We start from the raw sequence: 17,856 nt of genomic DNA on the forward strand, positions 1-17,856 counted from the left end.
GGGCTTATACTTCCTAAATCAAAAACCGGTAAACTTGTTGAAGGGTCATTTGCATGGCTGCTTAAACAATACTTTAACAGCTCTAATTGGCGTAGCTACTCTAAAGCTACAAAAAAACAAAAAGAACTCATCCTTATGAAGGTATGTGATAGCATAGGAAACATTCCATACAAAGCAATTGAAAAGAAACATATCATAGCCGGCGTTGAACGACGCAAAGAAACACCAGCAATGGCTAGAAACTTTCTAAAAGCACTTAATGGACTTTTTAATTGGGCAATTGATCAAGGTCTTTTGGAAAATAATCCAGCCTAGGTGTTAAAAGACCANAATTGATCAAGGTCTTTTGGAAAATAATCCAGCCTAGGTGTTAAAAGACCAGCCCTTCACAACAAAGATGGGTTTGCTGTTTGGACAGAAGAAGATGTTGAGAAATATTATCAAAGATGGTCCCATGGTACCCATGAACGCGTTTGGATTGATGTCCTTTTGTATACGGGTTTGCATCGTGGTGATGCGGTCCGCATTGGCTGGAAAGATGTAAAGAATAATATCATTCATCTCAAAACAGAGAAAAGTAAATTCCAAACAGATGTCTTTCTACCTATTTTACCGGAATTAGCCAAAACGCTTGAAACTGGTCCTATTGGAGAAGAAACATTCATCTGTAGTAAAGTGAATCAAAAATTCACCAAAGAAAGCTTTGGGAATGCATTTAGAGACGCTTGTAATGCGGCTGGAATTAAAAAATCGGCGCATGGATTAAGAAAATTAGCCGCAACACGCGCAGCTAATTCTGGAACAACAGTATCACAACTCAAAGCAATTTTTGGCTGGACAAATGATGCTATGGCATCTCTTTACACAAAGAGCGCAGATCGTAAAAAACTCGCTCTTGAAGCCATAAAAAAGCTTCAAAAAGATGAGGGATAGAGGCAAAAAAACTCAATAAAATCAAGATTCACCTATTCCCTTATATTAGACATAACTATTTTATTTTACTTGCTTTTTATTTGCCTTGCACGGACACTATTATGAAATGGGCTTGGGTGCTTTGGGAGATGTTTCTTAAAAAAACATATGAATTTTAAACAACAAGCATATTCTTTTTTACGGCATTCTATTTTACCCGAAGAACGTACCTATGAAAAGGACGACTAAACAAAAGCATGAAGCAATCTACAGGTTATAATGACCAAATATTCAAGCTTTATTCTGCATCGCCTAACTCAGCATCAAGAAACTGATGCAAATCTACAATGTAATAACGTTGTAATGCATTATCTACACTGCTTTGTGCTTTTGCCTGCCATGCTTCTTGAGCGGATTGATAATCTGAGAAAATACCAACCACATCTAACTCATCAGGATTCTTAAATTGATTACTGTTAAGATTTTTTAATTCCCCACCAAATACAAGATGTAAATATTGTTTTTTTTCTTTGGTTTCAGTCATATGTGCCTCCATATCATTTAGATTATCTTAGCGCGCTTTTACGTGATTAAACTAACTTTGTTTGACGAACAACATCTATCATATCTTGACAGCAATTATTTTTACCAGCAATTAAAAGTCCATACTGGTAAGGTTCAATTCCATAAGATAGTAAAGGGGCATCAAGCGATAAAAAACACCCTCCACACTCCTGCAAAATAAGATCAGCAGCGGCAATATCCCATTCATGACAATTTGGACGAACTAATACGATATCAATTTCATCTTGAGCAACAAGAACAATACGATAAGCAAGAGAAGGAAGATAATGGTAAAGACTGACTTGATTGAGAAAATCATCTGGTAATTTTTGTGCGAGCGATTTATCAAGTGAAATTTTATATTTTCGATGAACCTCAAAGGCTAAACGAGGAAGTTTTATCCCATTTAATGTTGCCCCTCCACCTGTTACAGCTGTATAAACATCTCCTTGAGCCGGACATTGTAGAACGCCCACAATAGGACGCCCATTCTCAATAATGGCAACCGAAATACACCAATAAGGATTGCCAGAAAGAAAACCACGCGTTCCATCAATAGGATCAACAACAAAAGAGCGCTCATAATAATCTTGTTTTTCTCGATTATCTTTTGTTTCTTCTGAAATCCATCCATAATTTGGACGAGCTCCAAGAAGCCTCTCTTTCAAGAAATGATCAATAGCAAAATCTGCTTCACTAACCGGGGAATTACCTTCTTTAATCCAGACATCCAACGTGCATCCAAAATACCGCATTGCTAAATCTCCTGCCTCTCGACAAACGTCACGCAAAAGATTTAAATCAGAAGAATGATGCGTGTTATTTTCCTGCAAGTGTCATCCCTTCAATTAACAATGTTGGAGCAGCTGTACTATAACGCCGATCAATATCATTGGCAGGTGTTAAATGTGCTAACATATGAAGCAAATCAGAACCTAGCGTTACTTCACTTACCGGATAAGCAATTTCACCATTTTCAATCCAAAAACCGGAAGCCCCACGACTATACTGACCAGTAATAAAATCAATGCCATGACCGAATAATTCGGTCACATAAAATCCATTTCGCAAATCTTTTATCATATCGCAAGGCGATACTAAACCCGGTTCAATAGCAAAATTTGTACTGGTCGGCTGCACTAATGATGCCGAACGCATACCGTGTCCATTTGTTTTAAGTCCCAATTCACGTGCTGTAGATGATGAAAGAAGCCAATTTTTTAAAATACCATTTTCAATAATATTGAGTGTTTGCCCCTCTACCCCTTCTCCATCAAAAGGGTGAGAAGCATTTCCACGTAATCGCAAAGGTTGATCGGTTACATTAACATTAGGCTTCATCACTTCCTTGCCTAGGAAATTCTGTAAAAGACTCGTTTTTCGAGCCACAGAGGCTCCATTGACCATAGATGCGATATGCCCTGCAATTCCACGAGCCGTACGCGGATTAAAAATAACATCAACGCTCCCAGTCGCAGCACGAACTGCACCCAAACGTCGAACAGCACCAAGCCCTGCATTCTTTCCCACAGTTTCTGCTGCCTCTAAATCAGAAAAATGTAAGGCTGTTGTATAATCATAATCCCGCTCCATCTGTGTTCCTTCACCTGCAAGAGCACTACAAGAACGTGAAAAACAACTTGAGCGATAGGCTCCACAAAAACCATCGCTGGTCACAAGAATAAACCCACTACGGCCATAAGCTGTTGCAGCGCCACCAGAATTGCTTACACCTTTAACATCAAGAGCTGCTGCCTCCGTTTTTAAAGCATCTTCTGTTAAAAAATGACTGCTGGGTACAAAATCATCAAAAAGATCAAGATCTTTAGGATACTTAACCAAACACTCTTTATCTGCCAAACCTTCAAATAAACTATCGGGAGAAGCTTTAGCCATCGCAACAGCACGTTCCGCAAGTTCTTGCGGATAAGATCCTAAATTAGCAGAAACACTTGCTACTTTTTTTCCAACAAAAACCCTTAGAGTAAAATCATTGCTCTCTGCTGCTTCTGTCGATTCGACTTTCCCAAAACGAACTGATACACTGGTAGAATGAGCATGAACAATAACAGCATCAGCAGCATCTGCCCCAGAACGCTTTGCTGCTTCAACCAGCGAAACAGCTTTCTCAATCTGGTTTTTGTCAGTCATTATAGACTCCCTAAAATATTTTATTATTTACATTGATAAGCATTCTGACAAATTTATACAAATCAGAATATAACTCTTGTGTATTGATTCATAAGATTACGCACATTCATGCATTCTTTTTCTTTTAATGCATTAAATCATTTCCCTTTTAGCTTCTTTATGAAAAAACGTAATATGCCGTATATGCCGTAAAATCTCTTTAGTTTCAAGATTTCTCATGGGCCCTTATCATTTTAGGAGCCAAATCTCCACTGACAATCAAATCAACAGAACAATTGGCAATTAACAAACGTCTTAGCTATAACACCTGAATTTAAGCCAAAATCCTCCAAAATTCGAAAAGCATAAAATGATCTAAATCACAGGTCTTCCTTCCTCTGGGTAGTAAAAAACTTACCTCATCTCTTTCCTATAGCATTCTTTAATTTCCAAGCAAGAATAAAGAAAATGCCTTATATTTGTATACACTTCTTTGCTTCTATAAACTCTCTCATAATGAGACGGCACTCTTGTAAATGAAACAAAACTTAAACAGAGTAAAAAATATTTCCTTCCATTATGGTTTCAACAAAATGAGCAGTCATAAACTTCTTTATCCTAATGGACGTAATATCATAAAGAACTCATTTTTTATATTTAAAAGTAATCAAGAAATTATCTTGTAATCTTTCAATAAAATTAACAGTTTGATTTATACTTATAATTTATTGTTTTGTAATTTGTATAAAAAAGCCTAATATCATAAAATTCTCTCTGTTTCGAACCTATTCATGTTGAGTCAATCACAACTATTTGCGAGCAAATCATAAGTAAGGGGCCTATGAATGAAAACTCTTTAAGAAGAAATCAAAATGCCTCTTATGAAGATTTTAAATGCAAAAAATATTGCAACATTAGAAACAGGCAAATATTATGACGATATGGACCTACATCATAAGAGAAGTAATGAACTTCTGAACCTTTCTCATTTTCAATGAAATCTTATAAGCTTTTATATATAAAAAAATTCAATGAATATCATAAGATTTTTAGCGCAAAATTAATCCCGTAAGATGCTTTGACACGATTTCAACAGCTAACTAAAACCAAATCATAGCTCATCAATTTGCTATATACTCATAACTGATTTCATTCTAACAAGGCTAAGAGTTCTGCACCTTTTTTAAGGTATTAACTTCTTTATAAATGCACCCCCTTACAAGATGCTTTTGTTTTCAGTAAGAGCACGTCTGCTCATTTCAATCATTGCATCGCGAAGATGTAACTTAATTTTTGACCCAATAATCACTCCAAAGAAAGGAGCAAGTAAGCCAGACATAATTACAGTATGACGAATTTTGTTATTTGAAGAACCCGATTTTGTTGAACAAATATATTCATGATTAAAACTCATACGTGTAAAAGGAAGTTTAGCATAATCAGAAAAACAAACATTTTTTATAACTTTATCAAGTGTAAAAGTTACTGTAGGTCCCTTTTTAGGTTTCATGCGTCCTATAGCGCCTTCTTTGAAAGGACCAGAAAGTTCTACCCACTCAAGTTCACTATCCCAGCAAGGCCATGATGCCACATCTTCCCATATAGCCCAAATTTGCTCAGCTCTTGCTTCTGTGCTAATCTCTTCACTATATATCCATTTAAACACGATAATCTCCCCTTTTTTACAAATTACTTATCTTTAGTGATAAAGAATAATATAAAAAAGTATCCTTAAAGCTGCACCACGATAAGATACTTAATACTCTCAGATTTACTTAATATGTAATGACTAACTCAACAAGCGATATTACTAAAATAAACACACAAGTATTCAGGATAAATGAACAATATTTTCAATACTAAACAAAATATCTTTTTTAAGTTTAGACAATAGCAAAAATAGAAGTTACGCATCATATAAGATATCAATGCAGACTGCATAGCTTAAAGCTTTCAACTGTTGATGAAATGTGATGATTAAGGTATAGCAGAAAGAAATTAGACAAAAAAGATCATAAATATTATCGAGGATATATATCCTATTGGAGAAAAAAATCCTTCTGTAGTAAAGCTAATAAAAATTCATCAATTCCTTTAACATTAGAATCTTTTATTGATTTTCTGCTTAACCTTTAAAAAAACATATAAAACGAAGAAAACTGTGTAAAAGCATTTTTTCATCCTATCAGATAAACACAAAAACTTTCTCAAGATGTAAGCGATCGTAATGTATAGAGACGTATTGCTGTTTCACCATAAAAACGCTCATCATCTAGATAAAAGACGTCAGGTAAATCAATCATTGTATCTTTCTTTTCTTCAAGTATGAAAAGTGTATCAGCTTTTGCCCACCCTCCTCGCAAAGCTTCTACAAAAGCGCATTCACCTAAACAACGGCTATAGGGAGGATCAGCGCAGATAACATCGAATGGAAGCATTGTTCCAATATTACCAAGTTTGGTTGCATCTCGACGCAAAATCCGCCCTATTGACTGTAATTCAAAGGCTTCGATATTTTTTTGAATTACCCCACGCCCCGCAACCGAGTTTTCAACAAAAACAGCAGCCTTTGCTCCACGTGAAAGTGCTTCGATGCCTAAAGCACCAGTCCCAGCAAAAAGATCAAGAATGCGTTTATTGGTCCAAAATTGTTCTTCACGGCTAGAAAGAATATTAAAAAGGCTTTCACGTGTACGATCACTCGTTGGGCGAATCGACTGATTAACAGGCGAAAACAAAATACGCCCAGCAAATTTACCGCCTATGATCCGCACGTGGACCTCCAAATCGCTTCGAAGTTTTTGCACCGTCCCTATGTGGTTTAGATTTTTTCATAGCACCACCAAACGATTTTACCTTTTTCTTTCTCTCAAAAGAATGCTCATCATGACCACCTTTTATCATTTTCTCTTTATCCTTTAAAAAGCGATCTTTCTTACCAAAGGGATGCGTCTCTTCATAAGATATTTTGCCATGTTTTTGAACAAAACTTTCCCTCTTCTCTTTGTATGACGGATTTTCTTTTAGTTTTTCCTTGCTTCGATGAAATGATTTTCTACCATCCAAATCGCTCTTATGACCATGCGATTTCTCCTCACTATAAGAAGGCTTTCTACGTGCACTTTGCGGACGTGCACCAGGAGCCATCCAAACATTAGCACGGCGAGAACGCGGTAGAAAACGCTCTGCTTTTCCTTCTTCACTTTTCTCCTTCTTTACATTCTCATGAGACTTTGTACTTAATCGTGCGCGACTATGTTCAACAGAACCATCTCTTGGTCGGCGTCGTATTGCCCTTTCACTTGAGAAAACCCAACCATCATTTGCAATAGAAAGATCTTTCTGGCTTTGCTTTTCTGCAACAACTGCAGAATTTGAAAATGGCTTAAGAATAGGAGCATCAAAATCTGCATTGGCTTGCATAATCAAACGCTCCCCCAACTGATCTCGTAACATCCGCCCTTTTAACTCTTGCACAGCTCCTTCTTCTAAATCAGAGAGATGAAATGGACCATAAGATACACGTATTAATCGATTAACTGATAATCCCAATGCCCCTAAAACATTCTTTATTTCACGATTTTTTCCTTCTCGCAAAGCGACAGAAAGCCATACATTCGACCCTTGTTCGCGTTCAATTGATGCTTCAATCGAACCATAAAAAATACCATTAATCGCAATACCATTTTTAAGGTTATCCAACGCGCTCTGCTTGACTCTTCCATGAGCACGGACACGATATTTGCGGACCCACCCCGTTACAGGAAGCTCTAATACACGCGCTAAGCCACCATCATTGGTTAAAAGCAAAAGCCCTTCCGTGTTAATGTCAAGCCTTCCAACAGAAAGAACACGCGGCATTCCTTTTGGTAAATTACTAAATACTGTGGGTCTGCCTTCAGGATCACGGTTCGTGGTGACAAGACCTGCTGGCTTATGGTAAAGCCATAAACGCGTTCGTTCTATAGGAGGTAAAGGTTTGCCATCAACTTTAATAACATCAGAGCGGCTAACATTAAAAGCAGGCGTTGTCACGACTTTACCATTCACAGAAATACGACCTGCAACAATCATCATTTCTGCATCTCGACGCGAAGCAATACCAGCACGCGCTAACCTTTTAGCAATTCGTTCACTCTCATTATTTTCATTCATTTGCGTTTCAAACCAATCTTTGCAAGTATGTTCAGAAAATTATTCACATGCACCATACCGCTTATCCTGAAAAAGGAAGTAGCATAATCATTTATCATTTTCTATCCTTTAACGACAATAATGTATCTGTCGACTTGCAAGTTTGTTTTAAACTCTTAAAAAAATAGAGGTATTCTTTTCATTATAAAAGCGTAATAAATTATTCATTCCATAGCATTCCTTATCGAGATAACCTTTAGATTTTCTATACCTTCAGTAGAAAGAATATTATGACTTTGACGCCCATGGAAATAGCCCTTTTAGAAGCGCAAGAGGCTGCAAAAAAAGATGAAGTTCCCGTAGGTGCTGTCATTACACGTGGAAAAGCTATCATTGCACGCGCTGGTAACTTTATAAAATCTGCATATGACCCTACAGGACACGCAGAAATACGCGCAATCCGTATGGCTTGCGAAACATTGCAAAACGAAAGGCTTCCTGATTGCGATCTTTATGTAACACTTGAACCTTGTGCTATGTGTGCCGCTGCCATTTCATTTGCACGCATACGACGTCTCTATTATGCAACAAATGATCCCAAAGGAGGTGCTATAGAAAATGGCCCACGTTTTTATCAGCAACCAACCTGCCATCACAAACCTGAGATTTATTCTGGTTTCAAAGAAAAAGAAGCAGCTCAATTACTTAAAGACTTTTTTGTACAAAAGCGATACTAAAAATAAATCTTCTTCCATAACTTTCACTCTTTAAAACTATCCTACTTCTCAAAAAAGACTGTTAATTCTTCTGACATGTATATATATATAGCAAAAGCTATTTCGAAGCATTTTTTCTCTCTTTTAATTCTGCATATTGTTTCTATTAGATGATACATTCATTCAAAAGAATAATTCATTATTTTGTATATAAAATATAAAGTCCAAAATATCGTAGATATACTCTCATTTCAAATTACATTGAAACAGTAAAAATCACTTTCTTGCACATCATAAGCGGAATTATCGTCTGGATAAAGAACGTTTTAGAAAAGACTAAAAATGTCTCTTATGAAAGCTCTCAAATGCAAGAATTATCGCAACATTGGAGTCTGTAAAATAAAATGATGGTATCCACTTTCTCCTTCCTAAGCATAAAGTATTGGAGCACAATAGATTTTACGTTATACTATCCACATGAGCAATGTTGTAAAATGAGCTTGAGAAATGTTTCGTGTTAAGGAAACGCATAAGGAATCTCTCGATGCTGTTGTCATATTGCTATTTCATGAGAATACCCCCCTCCTACAGCAGCATTATAACTGCGCGCGAATGAGAGCTTGGTATCATAAGTAATTGGAAAAATACTTTACTTTAAATGTTTTGTCTTTTCCCTATCGACCAATAGGTGCGGTTTTTGCCGGTTGGCGATAACTTAAAGGTGGTTCAGTGAGATAGCGACGGTATTTTGAACTTCCAACTTGTGCTCTCTGACGACGTAAATATTCCTGTCGTTGCTTCGCATTCAACTGTGAAGGATTTTCTGAACCAACGCCATTAACTGACGATCCTTTGTGAGGAAAAGGAGTATTTCCTTGATGCTTCTTCGATGCTGCCATTTCATTGACAGATCTATCTTGTTGTGGTACCGGCAAAAATCTGCGTGAACTAGGGCTTGGTATTACAAGTTTTGGATGAGGTTTCATAACAATCTGGCTGCTGTTATTTGTTGGTGTTAATGAAGTGATATTAGCAACATCTTCAAAAAACTGTATTGAAACTGGTTTATTGGTACCATAGGTAGGAGCGGATAAATTGCATCCCGTTAAAACAAAGCACATCCCTAAAATTCCTATTGGAAATATTTTTATTTCACGTTTTCTCACTGCCTATTCCATTTCCTAGGTGTATGGCTGATTAATATTCCCGTTATTTATGAGAGAACGGTCCATACACAAATTTCCCCCCCTGCAGATAAAACAACGGAATTTTTTTCGTACCACAAAAAACTATATTCATCAATATGAGAAATTTACTTGCATTTCTTTCCTTTGATCTAAAACTTTAAATCTTGCCAAGAATCTGCAATTCCCGCAAAGCAGCTGCATCACGAGCAGATACATCCGGATAAGCTGGATCACTTCCAACATCTTGTGTATAACGCCATGATCGAGCACATTTTTTTCCTAATGCCTTCTCTGGATATACACCAACACCTTCAACATCATTCAAAGTAAAAGCATCAGAAGGTATTGTGTCCTGCGTAATTGTGAGTGCACTGGTAATACAGATCTCCGCCATATCCACATTTTCTAATGCCTCTCGTAAAACCAGATTGGAAATAAAAACAACAGGCGCAGCTTCCAAAGAAGATCCAATACGCTTATCAGCGCGTTCGAGTTCTAAAGCACCTGTCACAACTTTACGGACCTGCCGAATTTTTTTCCAACGCTCAGCCAAAGATTGGTTTTGCCATTCTCCTGGTACAGAGCGAAATTGTTCCAAATGCACTGATTGGCTTTCTGGATAACGCTCTAACCAAGCTTCTTCCATAGTAAAAGGCAACATTGGAGCAAGCCATGTTACCATACGCTCAAAAATCTCACGGACAACCTGCAAGGAGGCCTTGCGTTTTTTTGATGAAGGCGCATCACAATAAAGAGAATCCTTGCGGATATCAAAATAAAATGCCGATAACTCAATGATTGAAAAATCCAATAATGCACGCATAATCTTTTTAAAATCAAATTCATCGTAAGCGCGATGAATCAACTGATCAAGTTCAAAAAGCCTATGCAATATAAATTTTTCAAGATCCGGCAGTGCACCATAAGATATTTCTTCTCCATCATCATGTGCTAAAGTTCCTAGCATCCAACGAATTGCATTGCGTAGTTTACGATATGAATCCACATTTGTTTGAAGTATTTTTTTGCCTAAACGCTGATCTTCCCAATAATCGGTTGTCATAACCCAGAGACGAAAAATATCAGCTCCAGATGTTTTAATGATCTCTTGCGGAACAACCGTATTGCCTAAAGATTTAGACATTTTCTTACCATTCTCATCCAAAGTAAAACCGTGTGTGATCACGGACTTATAGGGAGAACAAGCACGCGTACCACAGCTTTCCAAAAGAGAAGATTGGAACCATCCGCGATGTTGATCTGAACCTTCAAAATAAACATCAGCAGGCCATTTCAAATCAGCCCGATCTTCTAACACAAAGCTATGGCTTGCTCCAGAATCAAACCAAACATCCAAAATATCATAAACCTGTACCCAAGGCTCATGTGCACGCTCACCTAAAAAACGTTCACGTGCTCCTTCAGCAAACCATGCATCTGCCCCTTCTGCTTCAAAAGCCCGTAAAATACGCTCGTTCACACCTTTATCTTTTAGAATAACACCATCCTCATTTGCAAAAATACAAATAGGAACACCCCAAGAACGCTGACGAGAAAGAACCCAATCAGGACGATCTTCTATCATAGAAGCTAGGCGGTTTTGTCCAGAAGATGGCACAAAACGCGTTTTTGAAACAGCTTCCAAAGCCCGACTACGTAAAGTTGAACCATCCCCAAAATCTTTATCCATTGAAATAAACCATTGCGGTGTATTGCGAAAAATAACGGGTTTTTTTGAACGCCAACTATGGGGATAGGAATGCTTTAAACGCCCCCGTGCAAACAATCGATCTGCTTTAATTAAAGCATTAATGACCTCTTTATTGGCATCACCCATTTTTCCATTATCATCAATAACACGAGCAGGTCCTCCTTCACGATCTGGTCCTAAACCTAGAACATCTTTCGTATAGAACCCTGCATCATCAACAGGAAACGGTATAGATGAATCAATCCCCGCTTGCTCCAGTAAGGACTTATAATCATTCCAAATTTCAAAGTCCTCACGCCCATGGCTTGGTGCTGTATGGACAAAACCTGTACCAGCACTCTCTGTTACGTGCGAACCATCAAGCAATGGAATTTTATAATTATACCCTCCAGCTAAACCTTTGAGTGGATGAGAAAGAACAAGAGCTTTCAACTCTTCAGAAGAAATAACACGCAAATGCTTCAAAACAAGTTTGGCTTTTTCTCCACAACTCATCGCTAAAGCGTCTGCAAAGAGAAGCTTTTCTCCCACTTGAGGACCAAAATCATTTTCAGCACTTTCAACTTCGTAAATACTATAAGAAATTTGCGAAGAATAACTCACTGCACGATTGCTTGGAATCGTCCACGGTGTTGTTGTCCAAATGACGACATGAGCACCATATAAATCATCAGAATTTGCTTCAAAAACAGGAAACTTAACCCAAAGCACCTCTGATTCATGATCATGATATTCAATCTCAGCCTCTGCCAAAGCCGTACGCTCCACAACAGACCACATCACCGGCTTGGAACCACGATAAATCTGATCTGACATAGCAAATTTTATCAATTCACTGGCAATGCGTGCTTCTGCATGAAAAGCCATTGTAGTATAAGGCGTGTTAAAATCTCCCACGACACCAAGGCGTTTAAATTCTTCACTTTGAATGGTTACCCAATGCTGTGCAAATTCACGGCATTCTTGACGAAACTCGTTAAGAGGTACCTCATCCTTATTTTTTCCTTGTGCTCGATATTTTTCTTCAATTTTCCATTCAATTGGAAGCCCATGGCAATCCCAACCAGGTACATAATTTGCATTAAAACCGCGCATTTGGAATGAACGAACAACCACATCCTTTAGAACTTTATTTAAAGCATGCCCGATATGAATATGACCATTTGCATAAGGCGGACCATCATGAAGAATATAAAATGGACGATCTTTTGCTTGTTGACGCAATTGCGCATAAAGCCCCATATTTTCCCAACGCGCCATCAATTCAAGCTCTTTTTGCGGAAGCCCTGCACGCATAGGAAAATTTGTCTGTGGGAGATAAAGAGTTTTTGAATAATCTATTGTTTCATTTTTCACAGCCATTGTGAAATATCCCTGTCCACTTTTACGATTTCATTTTTGCATAACTTCCCTGAACCCTGCAACTCTGGTTTTTATCTATAGGGAAAGCCGAGCTTATCATTCGTATTAAGCAGCGATCAGGAAAATATATCATCACAATCTATGGGCTTTATCATAAAATTCACAAGAAAAGAAACCAAAAAGTGATCTTTAAAAAAATAGAGGCTCCACTGACAGTGGAGCCTCTTAGAAATTTACTCTTTAAAAAATTAGAATTTATAAGCTACACCAACACGAAAATCATTGGTTTTGTAGTTAACTTGAAGTTTTTCCTTTGCAAATTTCTTTTTACCAAAATCAGAGTAACGATATTCTGCACGTACAATCACATTATCTAGAAGCGAGAAATCAACGCCACCACCAAGTGTGTAACCAATCATAGTTTTTGTTTCATCAGCTAAGTTCTTAGAAGAAACGACTCTTCCATCCTCATCCTTAACGGATATTGATACAGTGTCTTGGAATTGTCCATAAGCAATACCACCAGCAAGATAAGGCATAAAGCGATCAGCAGCAAAACCAATACGTACCCGTGTAGCACCACCCCAATTTTGCTTGAAAGTATGACTTAAAGTTTCAACTGCATCCTCTTGATCAAGACCAAGTTCAGAAGCCATCTTTTTTATTTGTTCTATACCATATACACTGGAAGCGTTCTTATCCACCGCTTGTGTACTTTGTGCACCGTGTCCAGACATATTCTGTCCACCATGAGAACGAGAAGCATGTGGATTAGTACCATTCGGATGAGCACCAGAGCTATGCCCACCTGCATAAGGTGCACCATGTGCATTAGCATTTCCACTACCATGGGAAGAACTATGATGACCTGCCTGTTGGGCTCCGCTTGTTCCATTAGAAACTTTTGTTTCTGAACCATTGGATGATCCTGATCTCGCGAGTACAAGTGATGAACTCGGTACTGTTCTTTCTACTGCTGATGGTTGTGATACAGATTGTACCGGTGTAGGTGCTTTTACTGCTGGCTGACTTGCGCCTGATACTGTTGATGGGGTAGAGAATGTTAGTTTTGTTACAACTGATTTTGCAGGTACCGCCACCGCTGACTGTACTGCTGGTGTGGCTGAGATGGATTGTACTTGTGAAGATCCCGCTAATATAGATGTTGTTTCTGCAGATTTTGCAGACGCATCTGCTCTTTTTGTCTCAACTCTTGATGATTGGTTTCCTGTATCTGATCTTCCTAACGAAAGCTCTGACTGGACCAGTGTTCTTGTCTCTGTGCTGGAGGAGGGTTGTTTAGATGTAGAAACTGTTGCTGTTTCTGCGCCTGTTTGTGGTTTTGTCACTGGCTTAGAGGACCCTCGTTGTCCAGCTAACGATGCTGATGTTGGGTTTGAAACTCCTAATGTTTTTCCTTCCACTTTCACTGTTTCTTTTACTGTTGTAGCATTAGGATTGCCAGTTGTTGCTGTTTTCCCTGATTGGCTTACGCCTGGATTTAGTTGTTGATTTAAATTTTCCCGCGTAGATTGCGCTTGGACAGTTGATTGTATTGGTGTATTTGACGTTAAGGTTCCTGCTACTGGTGACACTGGTGTTCCTGTTGTGGTTACACCTTCTGCGGATCTGCGAGATCTTACGACTGCATTTTCTACTGTAGTGTTATCAGCTGCACCTATGGTAATGGTCTTTGTGTGCTTTTTTCCAGATATCATTAAATCCGTATCGATACCAAAAATAAAGTTGTCACCGAGATCAATATTAGAACCTGCATAAAAACCACCTGCAAAACCTGAAAGTTTAGGAGAGAATTCTTTATCCAGTGGTAAACTCTTTTCTTGACCAACAAGAGCCATATCAGCTTTGCTCGAAAAACCACCAGCTTGGACACCTAAATAAAGACCTGTCCATGAAAAAGTAGGTGCAACAATGGTAGAAGCAGTCGATGATGCTGGCTGATGAGGAATCATAACATCAGCAGCTAGTGCTGTAGACGCTGAAATTAAAGAAAAAATAGACGCTGTTATTAAACGTTTTGTATTCATAAAATCTCTCCAAATATCCAAAATGAAATTCATATAGAGCATCTTTTCTGAAATATCTGTAGCAAAAATGACACACTCACAAAAAAATAAAGAATTTTTGTGCAATAAACAAATTATATCAAATTTTTTAAACAAAAAGCGCGTTGCAATCACCTGTTTTGAAGCCAATGTATGCATGTGTCATAGAGGACAACTCGCATTAGCTCTCACTCAATTGCCTGATTGGAATTATGAAATTAAGCACATCTAAAAAATAAATTTGCATATTTTTAAAAAATGGGAGTGTCCATATGTCACCTAGCACACCCCTACTCATTCCTAACAACTTTTAAGTAATGCATGATTCACGCTACGGGTGGATTGTGCCAAATCAAGGAAATAAATCATGGGGAAAAAATACGAATTGACTGATGAAACAATAGAGTTTGATGGATACATTACGCTTTACCGTATCCATGAATTGAGAGACTTTAGAGATGAAAAGGCAGGTAATCTTGACAGCTTTATAGAGGATGAAGACAGTTTAAGTCATGAAAACGATTGTTGGATTTATAATGATGCCAAGGCGTATTCCTTTACCAATATTTACGATAGCGCTAAGATTTTTGATAACGCACAAGTTGCTTATAATGCACAGATTTTTGGAAACGCAAAAATTTATGATAATTCAGAAGCTTGTAACAAAACTATGACCGCCCAGAACGGCGTCCCTTCAACAAAAGACAACATTCCTTTCTAACACCAAAAAACTAACCTTTTAACACCAGCGTGATTCACGCCACATGTGAATTACATCTAAAATCAATGCGAACAAACATGGGACACCGTCCACCTACTATTACGCAACCAGCTATTGCTCGTGCTGTACGAGAAGCTAAAAAACAAGGGTGTGAATTAATAGAAATAAAGCCTACAGGTGAACTGCTTATTTATCTTAAAGCAGACATCCCAATACCAAACCAAGCTAGTCTTCCAAAAAAGTTATTAGATTTGTCAACGAATGAAGATTATGAATCTTCACTCTCTAAGATGTGAAGTTGCTATGCCAAAACCACGCCCCCCTCATCTTGTCAAAGAAATCACACGCCATGGTAAAATTATATGGTATGTGCGTATTGGTCGTGGTCAACGCATTAGAGTACGTGGAACCTATGGAACGCAAGAGTTTGTTGACAACTACCAAAGTGCGCTTGCTGAATTACAAGGGCTTATACTTCCAAAATCCAAAACCGGTAAACTTGTTGAAAGGTTATTTGCATGGCTACTTAAACAGTATTTTAACAGTATCAATTGGCATAGCTTCTCTAAAGTCACAAAAAGAACTCATCCTGATGAAGGTGTGTGATTCTAGTAGGTCGCATTTCATACCAAGCAATCGAAAAGAAACATATTATAGCCGGTGTTGAACATCGTAAATAAACACTTGGAATGGCTAGAGACTTTCTGAAAGGTCTAAACGGACTTTTTAAATGGGCCATTGAACAGGGTCTTTTGAAAAATAATCCAGCTTTAGGAATCAAAAGACCTCCTCTCAAAAACGAAGACGGATTTCCAGTCAAAACAGAAAAAAGTAAATTCCAAACAGATGTTTTTCTGCCAATTTTGTCTGAACTAGCCAAAACCCTTTAAATTGGTCCTATTGGAGAAGAAACATTCATTTGTGGTCAAGTTAATCAAAAACTCTCCAAAGAAAGCTTTGGCGATACATTTAGATAGGCTTGTAATACAGTAGGCATTAAAAAATCAGCGCGCGCATGGTTTAAGAAAATTAGCAGCAACACGCGCTGCTAATTTCGGTGCAACAGTCTCGCAACTCAAAGCAATTTTTGGCTGGACAGACGACACTATGGCATCTCTTTATACAAAGAGCGCAGACCGTAAAAACTTGCTCTTGAAGCCATAAAAAAGCTTCAAAAAGATGAGGAATAGAGGCAAATAAAACTCTATAGAATCAGGAACAACCTATTCTCTCATATTAGACATAAATATTTTATTTTACACATACTTATGAATGAAACGGCTTTTAAAACCTTGTCTGTTAAAGTTTATGCTCTTTGCCTCTGCATAATTTAGCGTTTTTAAGTTCTATTCTTGAAAAACTATGCAAGACCTTAACAAACTATTTATTGATCTAAGCGTTCAATAATCTTTTCTTCCATTCAAATTACCTTTTTGCTTATCCTAAAGAAAAAAGCATTATAAATATACCTAATTTTCAGTCATATCTGGAAAAGGTTTTAAACTGTCGATGCAAATCTTATACAACGTTTTATTCAAATAGTGTAAATCAGCCCTTTCCTCCAAGATACCCTTTAGACGCATTAAATATCTGAATATTTTTATTTAAAAAATAAAAATCTTTTAAAGAGCTTTCTTATTGAATTGTACTTATTTAAACTCAATAAAAATTTTGCTTGAATATATATGTCATTCTTACAAATTTATCTCTCATAAACTGTCAAAGCAATAACATTTTCTTTTCGCAGATATGACCGATCTAAATAGAATAAATATCTGGAAAGGTAAAATAATTTAAAAATACACGACCGAAATTTAATATAATTTATCAAACATTTTCAACTGAACATTTCTTATTATTACGAAAACGACCATTAGAACTTAAAAAATATTGCTTTGTAAAAAATTTTTAAACAGGAAAAAAATGATAAATATCATAATTACCTTTCATTTTTCAGAAAAAACTATCATGTTTAAAAATGAAACTCTTAGATAACACACTCAAAGAATTAACTTATGAAGAATTATTTTAATTGAAACTTAAATAGTTTTACAAAGAACGCTTTAAAATGCGTATTAAAATGATTGACCTTTTACAAGAAATTTGTCAAAAAGCATATCTAGTTTGGAGGGGTGGCCGAGCGGTTTAAGGCACCGGTCTTGAAAACCGGCGTGCAGGAGACTGTACCGTGGGTTCGAATCCCACCCCCTCCGCCACAGCACTTTTATGGTGCTATAACTTTTTGATTTTATATGACTTTTTTAAAGGTTCGGTGTAGCTTGCCAGCGGGTTTTGTATATTTTGCCACTAGGTTTTGTACCAATTTATTTTTTTTCAAAGAGTTTTTAAGGGG

Annotated in this window: 12 protein-coding genes, 1 tRNA gene and 2 pseudogenes; 6 read left to right on the forward strand and 9 right to left on the reverse strand. The window is 37.4% G+C overall.

The features are described 5' to 3' along the window. Positions 1-933, forward strand: a pseudogene (locus ACFILT_RS03395) (tyrosine-type recombinase/integrase); the annotation flags it as partial. A 277-nt stretch (positions 934-1,210) separates the two neighbouring features. On the opposite strand, the gene ACFILT_RS03400 reads toward ACFILT_RS03395, so the two are convergent. The 6 genes from ACFILT_RS03400 to ACFILT_RS03425 all read right to left on the reverse strand — a co-directional run bounded on the left by ACFILT_RS03400 (position 1,211) and on the right by ACFILT_RS03425 (position 7,761). Beyond that, positions 1,211-1,456 carry a DUF4170 domain-containing protein gene (locus ACFILT_RS03400; RefSeq protein ID WP_375612377.1) on the reverse strand — a complete coding sequence of 82 codons (246 nt, stop codon included), beginning with the start codon at positions 1,454-1,456 and terminating at the stop codon, positions 1,211-1,213. A gap of 46 nt (positions 1,457-1,502) precedes the next feature. After that, complete coding sequence (locus ACFILT_RS03405) at positions 1,503-2,309, reverse strand: 3'(2'),5'-bisphosphate nucleotidase CysQ (protein ID WP_375618599.1); 807 nt, start codon at positions 2,307-2,309, stop codon at positions 1,503-1,505. Further along, positions 2,296-3,627 carry a TldD/PmbA family protein gene (locus ACFILT_RS03410; protein WP_375612375.1) on the reverse strand — a complete coding sequence of 444 codons (1,332 nt, stop codon included), beginning with the start codon at positions 3,625-3,627 and terminating at the stop codon, positions 2,296-2,298. Before ACFILT_RS03410 ends, ACFILT_RS03405 begins: the two co-directional genes overlap by 14 nt. 1,195 nt (positions 3,628-4,822) lie before the next feature. Continuing rightward, positions 4,823-5,272, reverse strand: a complete 450-nt coding sequence (locus ACFILT_RS03415; protein WP_375678658.1) for a hypothetical protein — start codon at positions 5,270-5,272, stop codon at positions 4,823-4,825. 541 nt (positions 5,273-5,813) lie between these two features. After that, on the reverse strand, positions 5,814-6,380 hold the full coding sequence (gene rsmD / locus ACFILT_RS03420; RefSeq protein WP_375678657.1) for a 16S rRNA (guanine(966)-N(2))-methyltransferase RsmD: 567 nt from the start codon (positions 6,378-6,380) through the stop codon (positions 5,814-5,816). Further along, a complete protein-coding gene (locus ACFILT_RS03425) occupies positions 6,361-7,761 on the reverse strand; it encodes a pseudouridine synthase (protein WP_375679582.1) in 1,401 nt (466 codons plus the stop codon). The genes rsmD and ACFILT_RS03425 overlap by 20 nt, the downstream gene beginning before the upstream one ends. 269 nt (positions 7,762-8,030) lie before the next feature. Between ACFILT_RS03425 and ACFILT_RS03430 the strand changes: the two genes are divergently transcribed. Then, positions 8,031-8,477: a nucleoside deaminase gene (locus ACFILT_RS03430; RefSeq protein ID WP_273790416.1), complete on the forward strand. Its 447-nt coding sequence runs from the start codon at positions 8,031-8,033 to the stop codon at positions 8,475-8,477. Between the two features lie 653 nt (positions 8,478-9,130). Here ACFILT_RS03430 and ACFILT_RS03435 read toward each other — a convergent pair. From ACFILT_RS03435 to ACFILT_RS03445, 3 genes are all read right to left on the reverse strand, one after another. Further along, positions 9,131-9,622, reverse strand: coding sequence for a hypothetical protein (locus ACFILT_RS03435; protein ID WP_375612104.1), 492 nt, complete (start codon positions 9,620-9,622; stop codon positions 9,131-9,133). A gap of 178 nt (positions 9,623-9,800) precedes the next feature. Continuing rightward, positions 9,801-12,716 (reverse strand): isoleucine--tRNA ligase, encoded by a 2,916-nt coding sequence (ileS, locus tag ACFILT_RS03440; protein WP_375679583.1) that lies wholly within the window; start codon positions 12,714-12,716, stop codon positions 9,801-9,803. A gap of 248 nt (positions 12,717-12,964) precedes the next feature. Beyond that, positions 12,965-14,764: an outer membrane beta-barrel protein gene (locus tag ACFILT_RS03445; protein WP_375679584.1), complete on the reverse strand. Its 1,800-nt coding sequence runs from the start codon at positions 14,762-14,764 to the stop codon at positions 12,965-12,967. A 385-nt stretch (positions 14,765-15,149) separates the two neighbouring features. Between ACFILT_RS03445 and ACFILT_RS03450 the strand changes: the two genes are divergently transcribed. The 4 genes and pseudogenes from ACFILT_RS03450 to ACFILT_RS03465 all read left to right on the forward strand — a co-directional run bounded on the left by ACFILT_RS03450 (position 15,150) and on the right by ACFILT_RS03465 (position 17,719). After that, entirely contained in the window at positions 15,150-15,503 is a 354-nt protein-coding gene (locus ACFILT_RS03450) for a hypothetical protein (protein WP_375679585.1), read from the forward strand. 77 nt (positions 15,504-15,580) lie between these two features. After that, positions 15,581-15,799 carry a hypothetical protein gene (locus ACFILT_RS03455; RefSeq protein ID WP_375632587.1) on the forward strand — a complete coding sequence of 73 codons (219 nt, stop codon included), beginning with the start codon at positions 15,581-15,583 and terminating at the stop codon, positions 15,797-15,799. A gap of 7 nt (positions 15,800-15,806) precedes the next feature. Beyond that, a pseudogene (locus tag ACFILT_RS03460) lies at positions 15,807-16,693 on the forward strand (tyrosine-type recombinase/integrase). A gap of 936 nt (positions 16,694-17,629) precedes the next feature. Beyond that, positions 17,630-17,719 (forward strand) — tRNA-Ser (locus ACFILT_RS03465). The last annotated feature ends 137 nt before the right edge of the window (positions 17,720-17,856 follow it).

This window comes from Bartonella sp. AP7XZML (assembly GCF_042195745.1).
Classification (GTDB): domain Bacteria; phylum Pseudomonadota; class Alphaproteobacteria; order Rhizobiales; family Rhizobiaceae; genus Bartonella.

Bases quoted from the DNA above. Each gene is read 5' to 3' on its own strand.
- ACFILT_RS03400 (WP_375612377.1), bottom strand. From the start codon at position 1,456: ATGACTGAAACCAAAGAAAAAAAACAATATTTACATCTTGTATTTGGT.
- ACFILT_RS03410 (WP_375612375.1), bottom strand. From the start codon at position 3,627: ATGACTGACAAAAACCAGATTGAGAAAGCTGTTTCGCTGGTTGAAGCA.
- ACFILT_RS03425 (WP_375679582.1), bottom strand. From the start codon at position 7,761: ATGAATGAAAATAATGAGAGTGAACGAATTGCTAAAAGGTTAGCGCGT.
- ACFILT_RS03430 (WP_273790416.1), top strand. From the start codon at position 8,031: ATGACTTTGACGCCCATGGAAATAGCCCTTTTAGAAGCGCAAGAGGCT.
- ileS (WP_375679583.1), bottom strand. From the start codon at position 12,716: ATGGCTGTGAAAAATGAAACAATAGATTATTCAAAAACTCTTTATCTC.
- ACFILT_RS03445 (WP_375679584.1), bottom strand. From the start codon at position 14,764: ATGAATACAAAACGTTTAATAACAGCGTCTATTTTTTCTTTAATTTCA.
- ACFILT_RS03450 (WP_375679585.1), top strand. From the start codon at position 15,150: ATGGGGAAAAAATACGAATTGACTGATGAAACAATAGAGTTTGATGGA.
- ACFILT_RS03455 (WP_375632587.1), top strand. From the start codon at position 15,581: ATGGGACACCGTCCACCTACTATTACGCAACCAGCTATTGCTCGTGCT.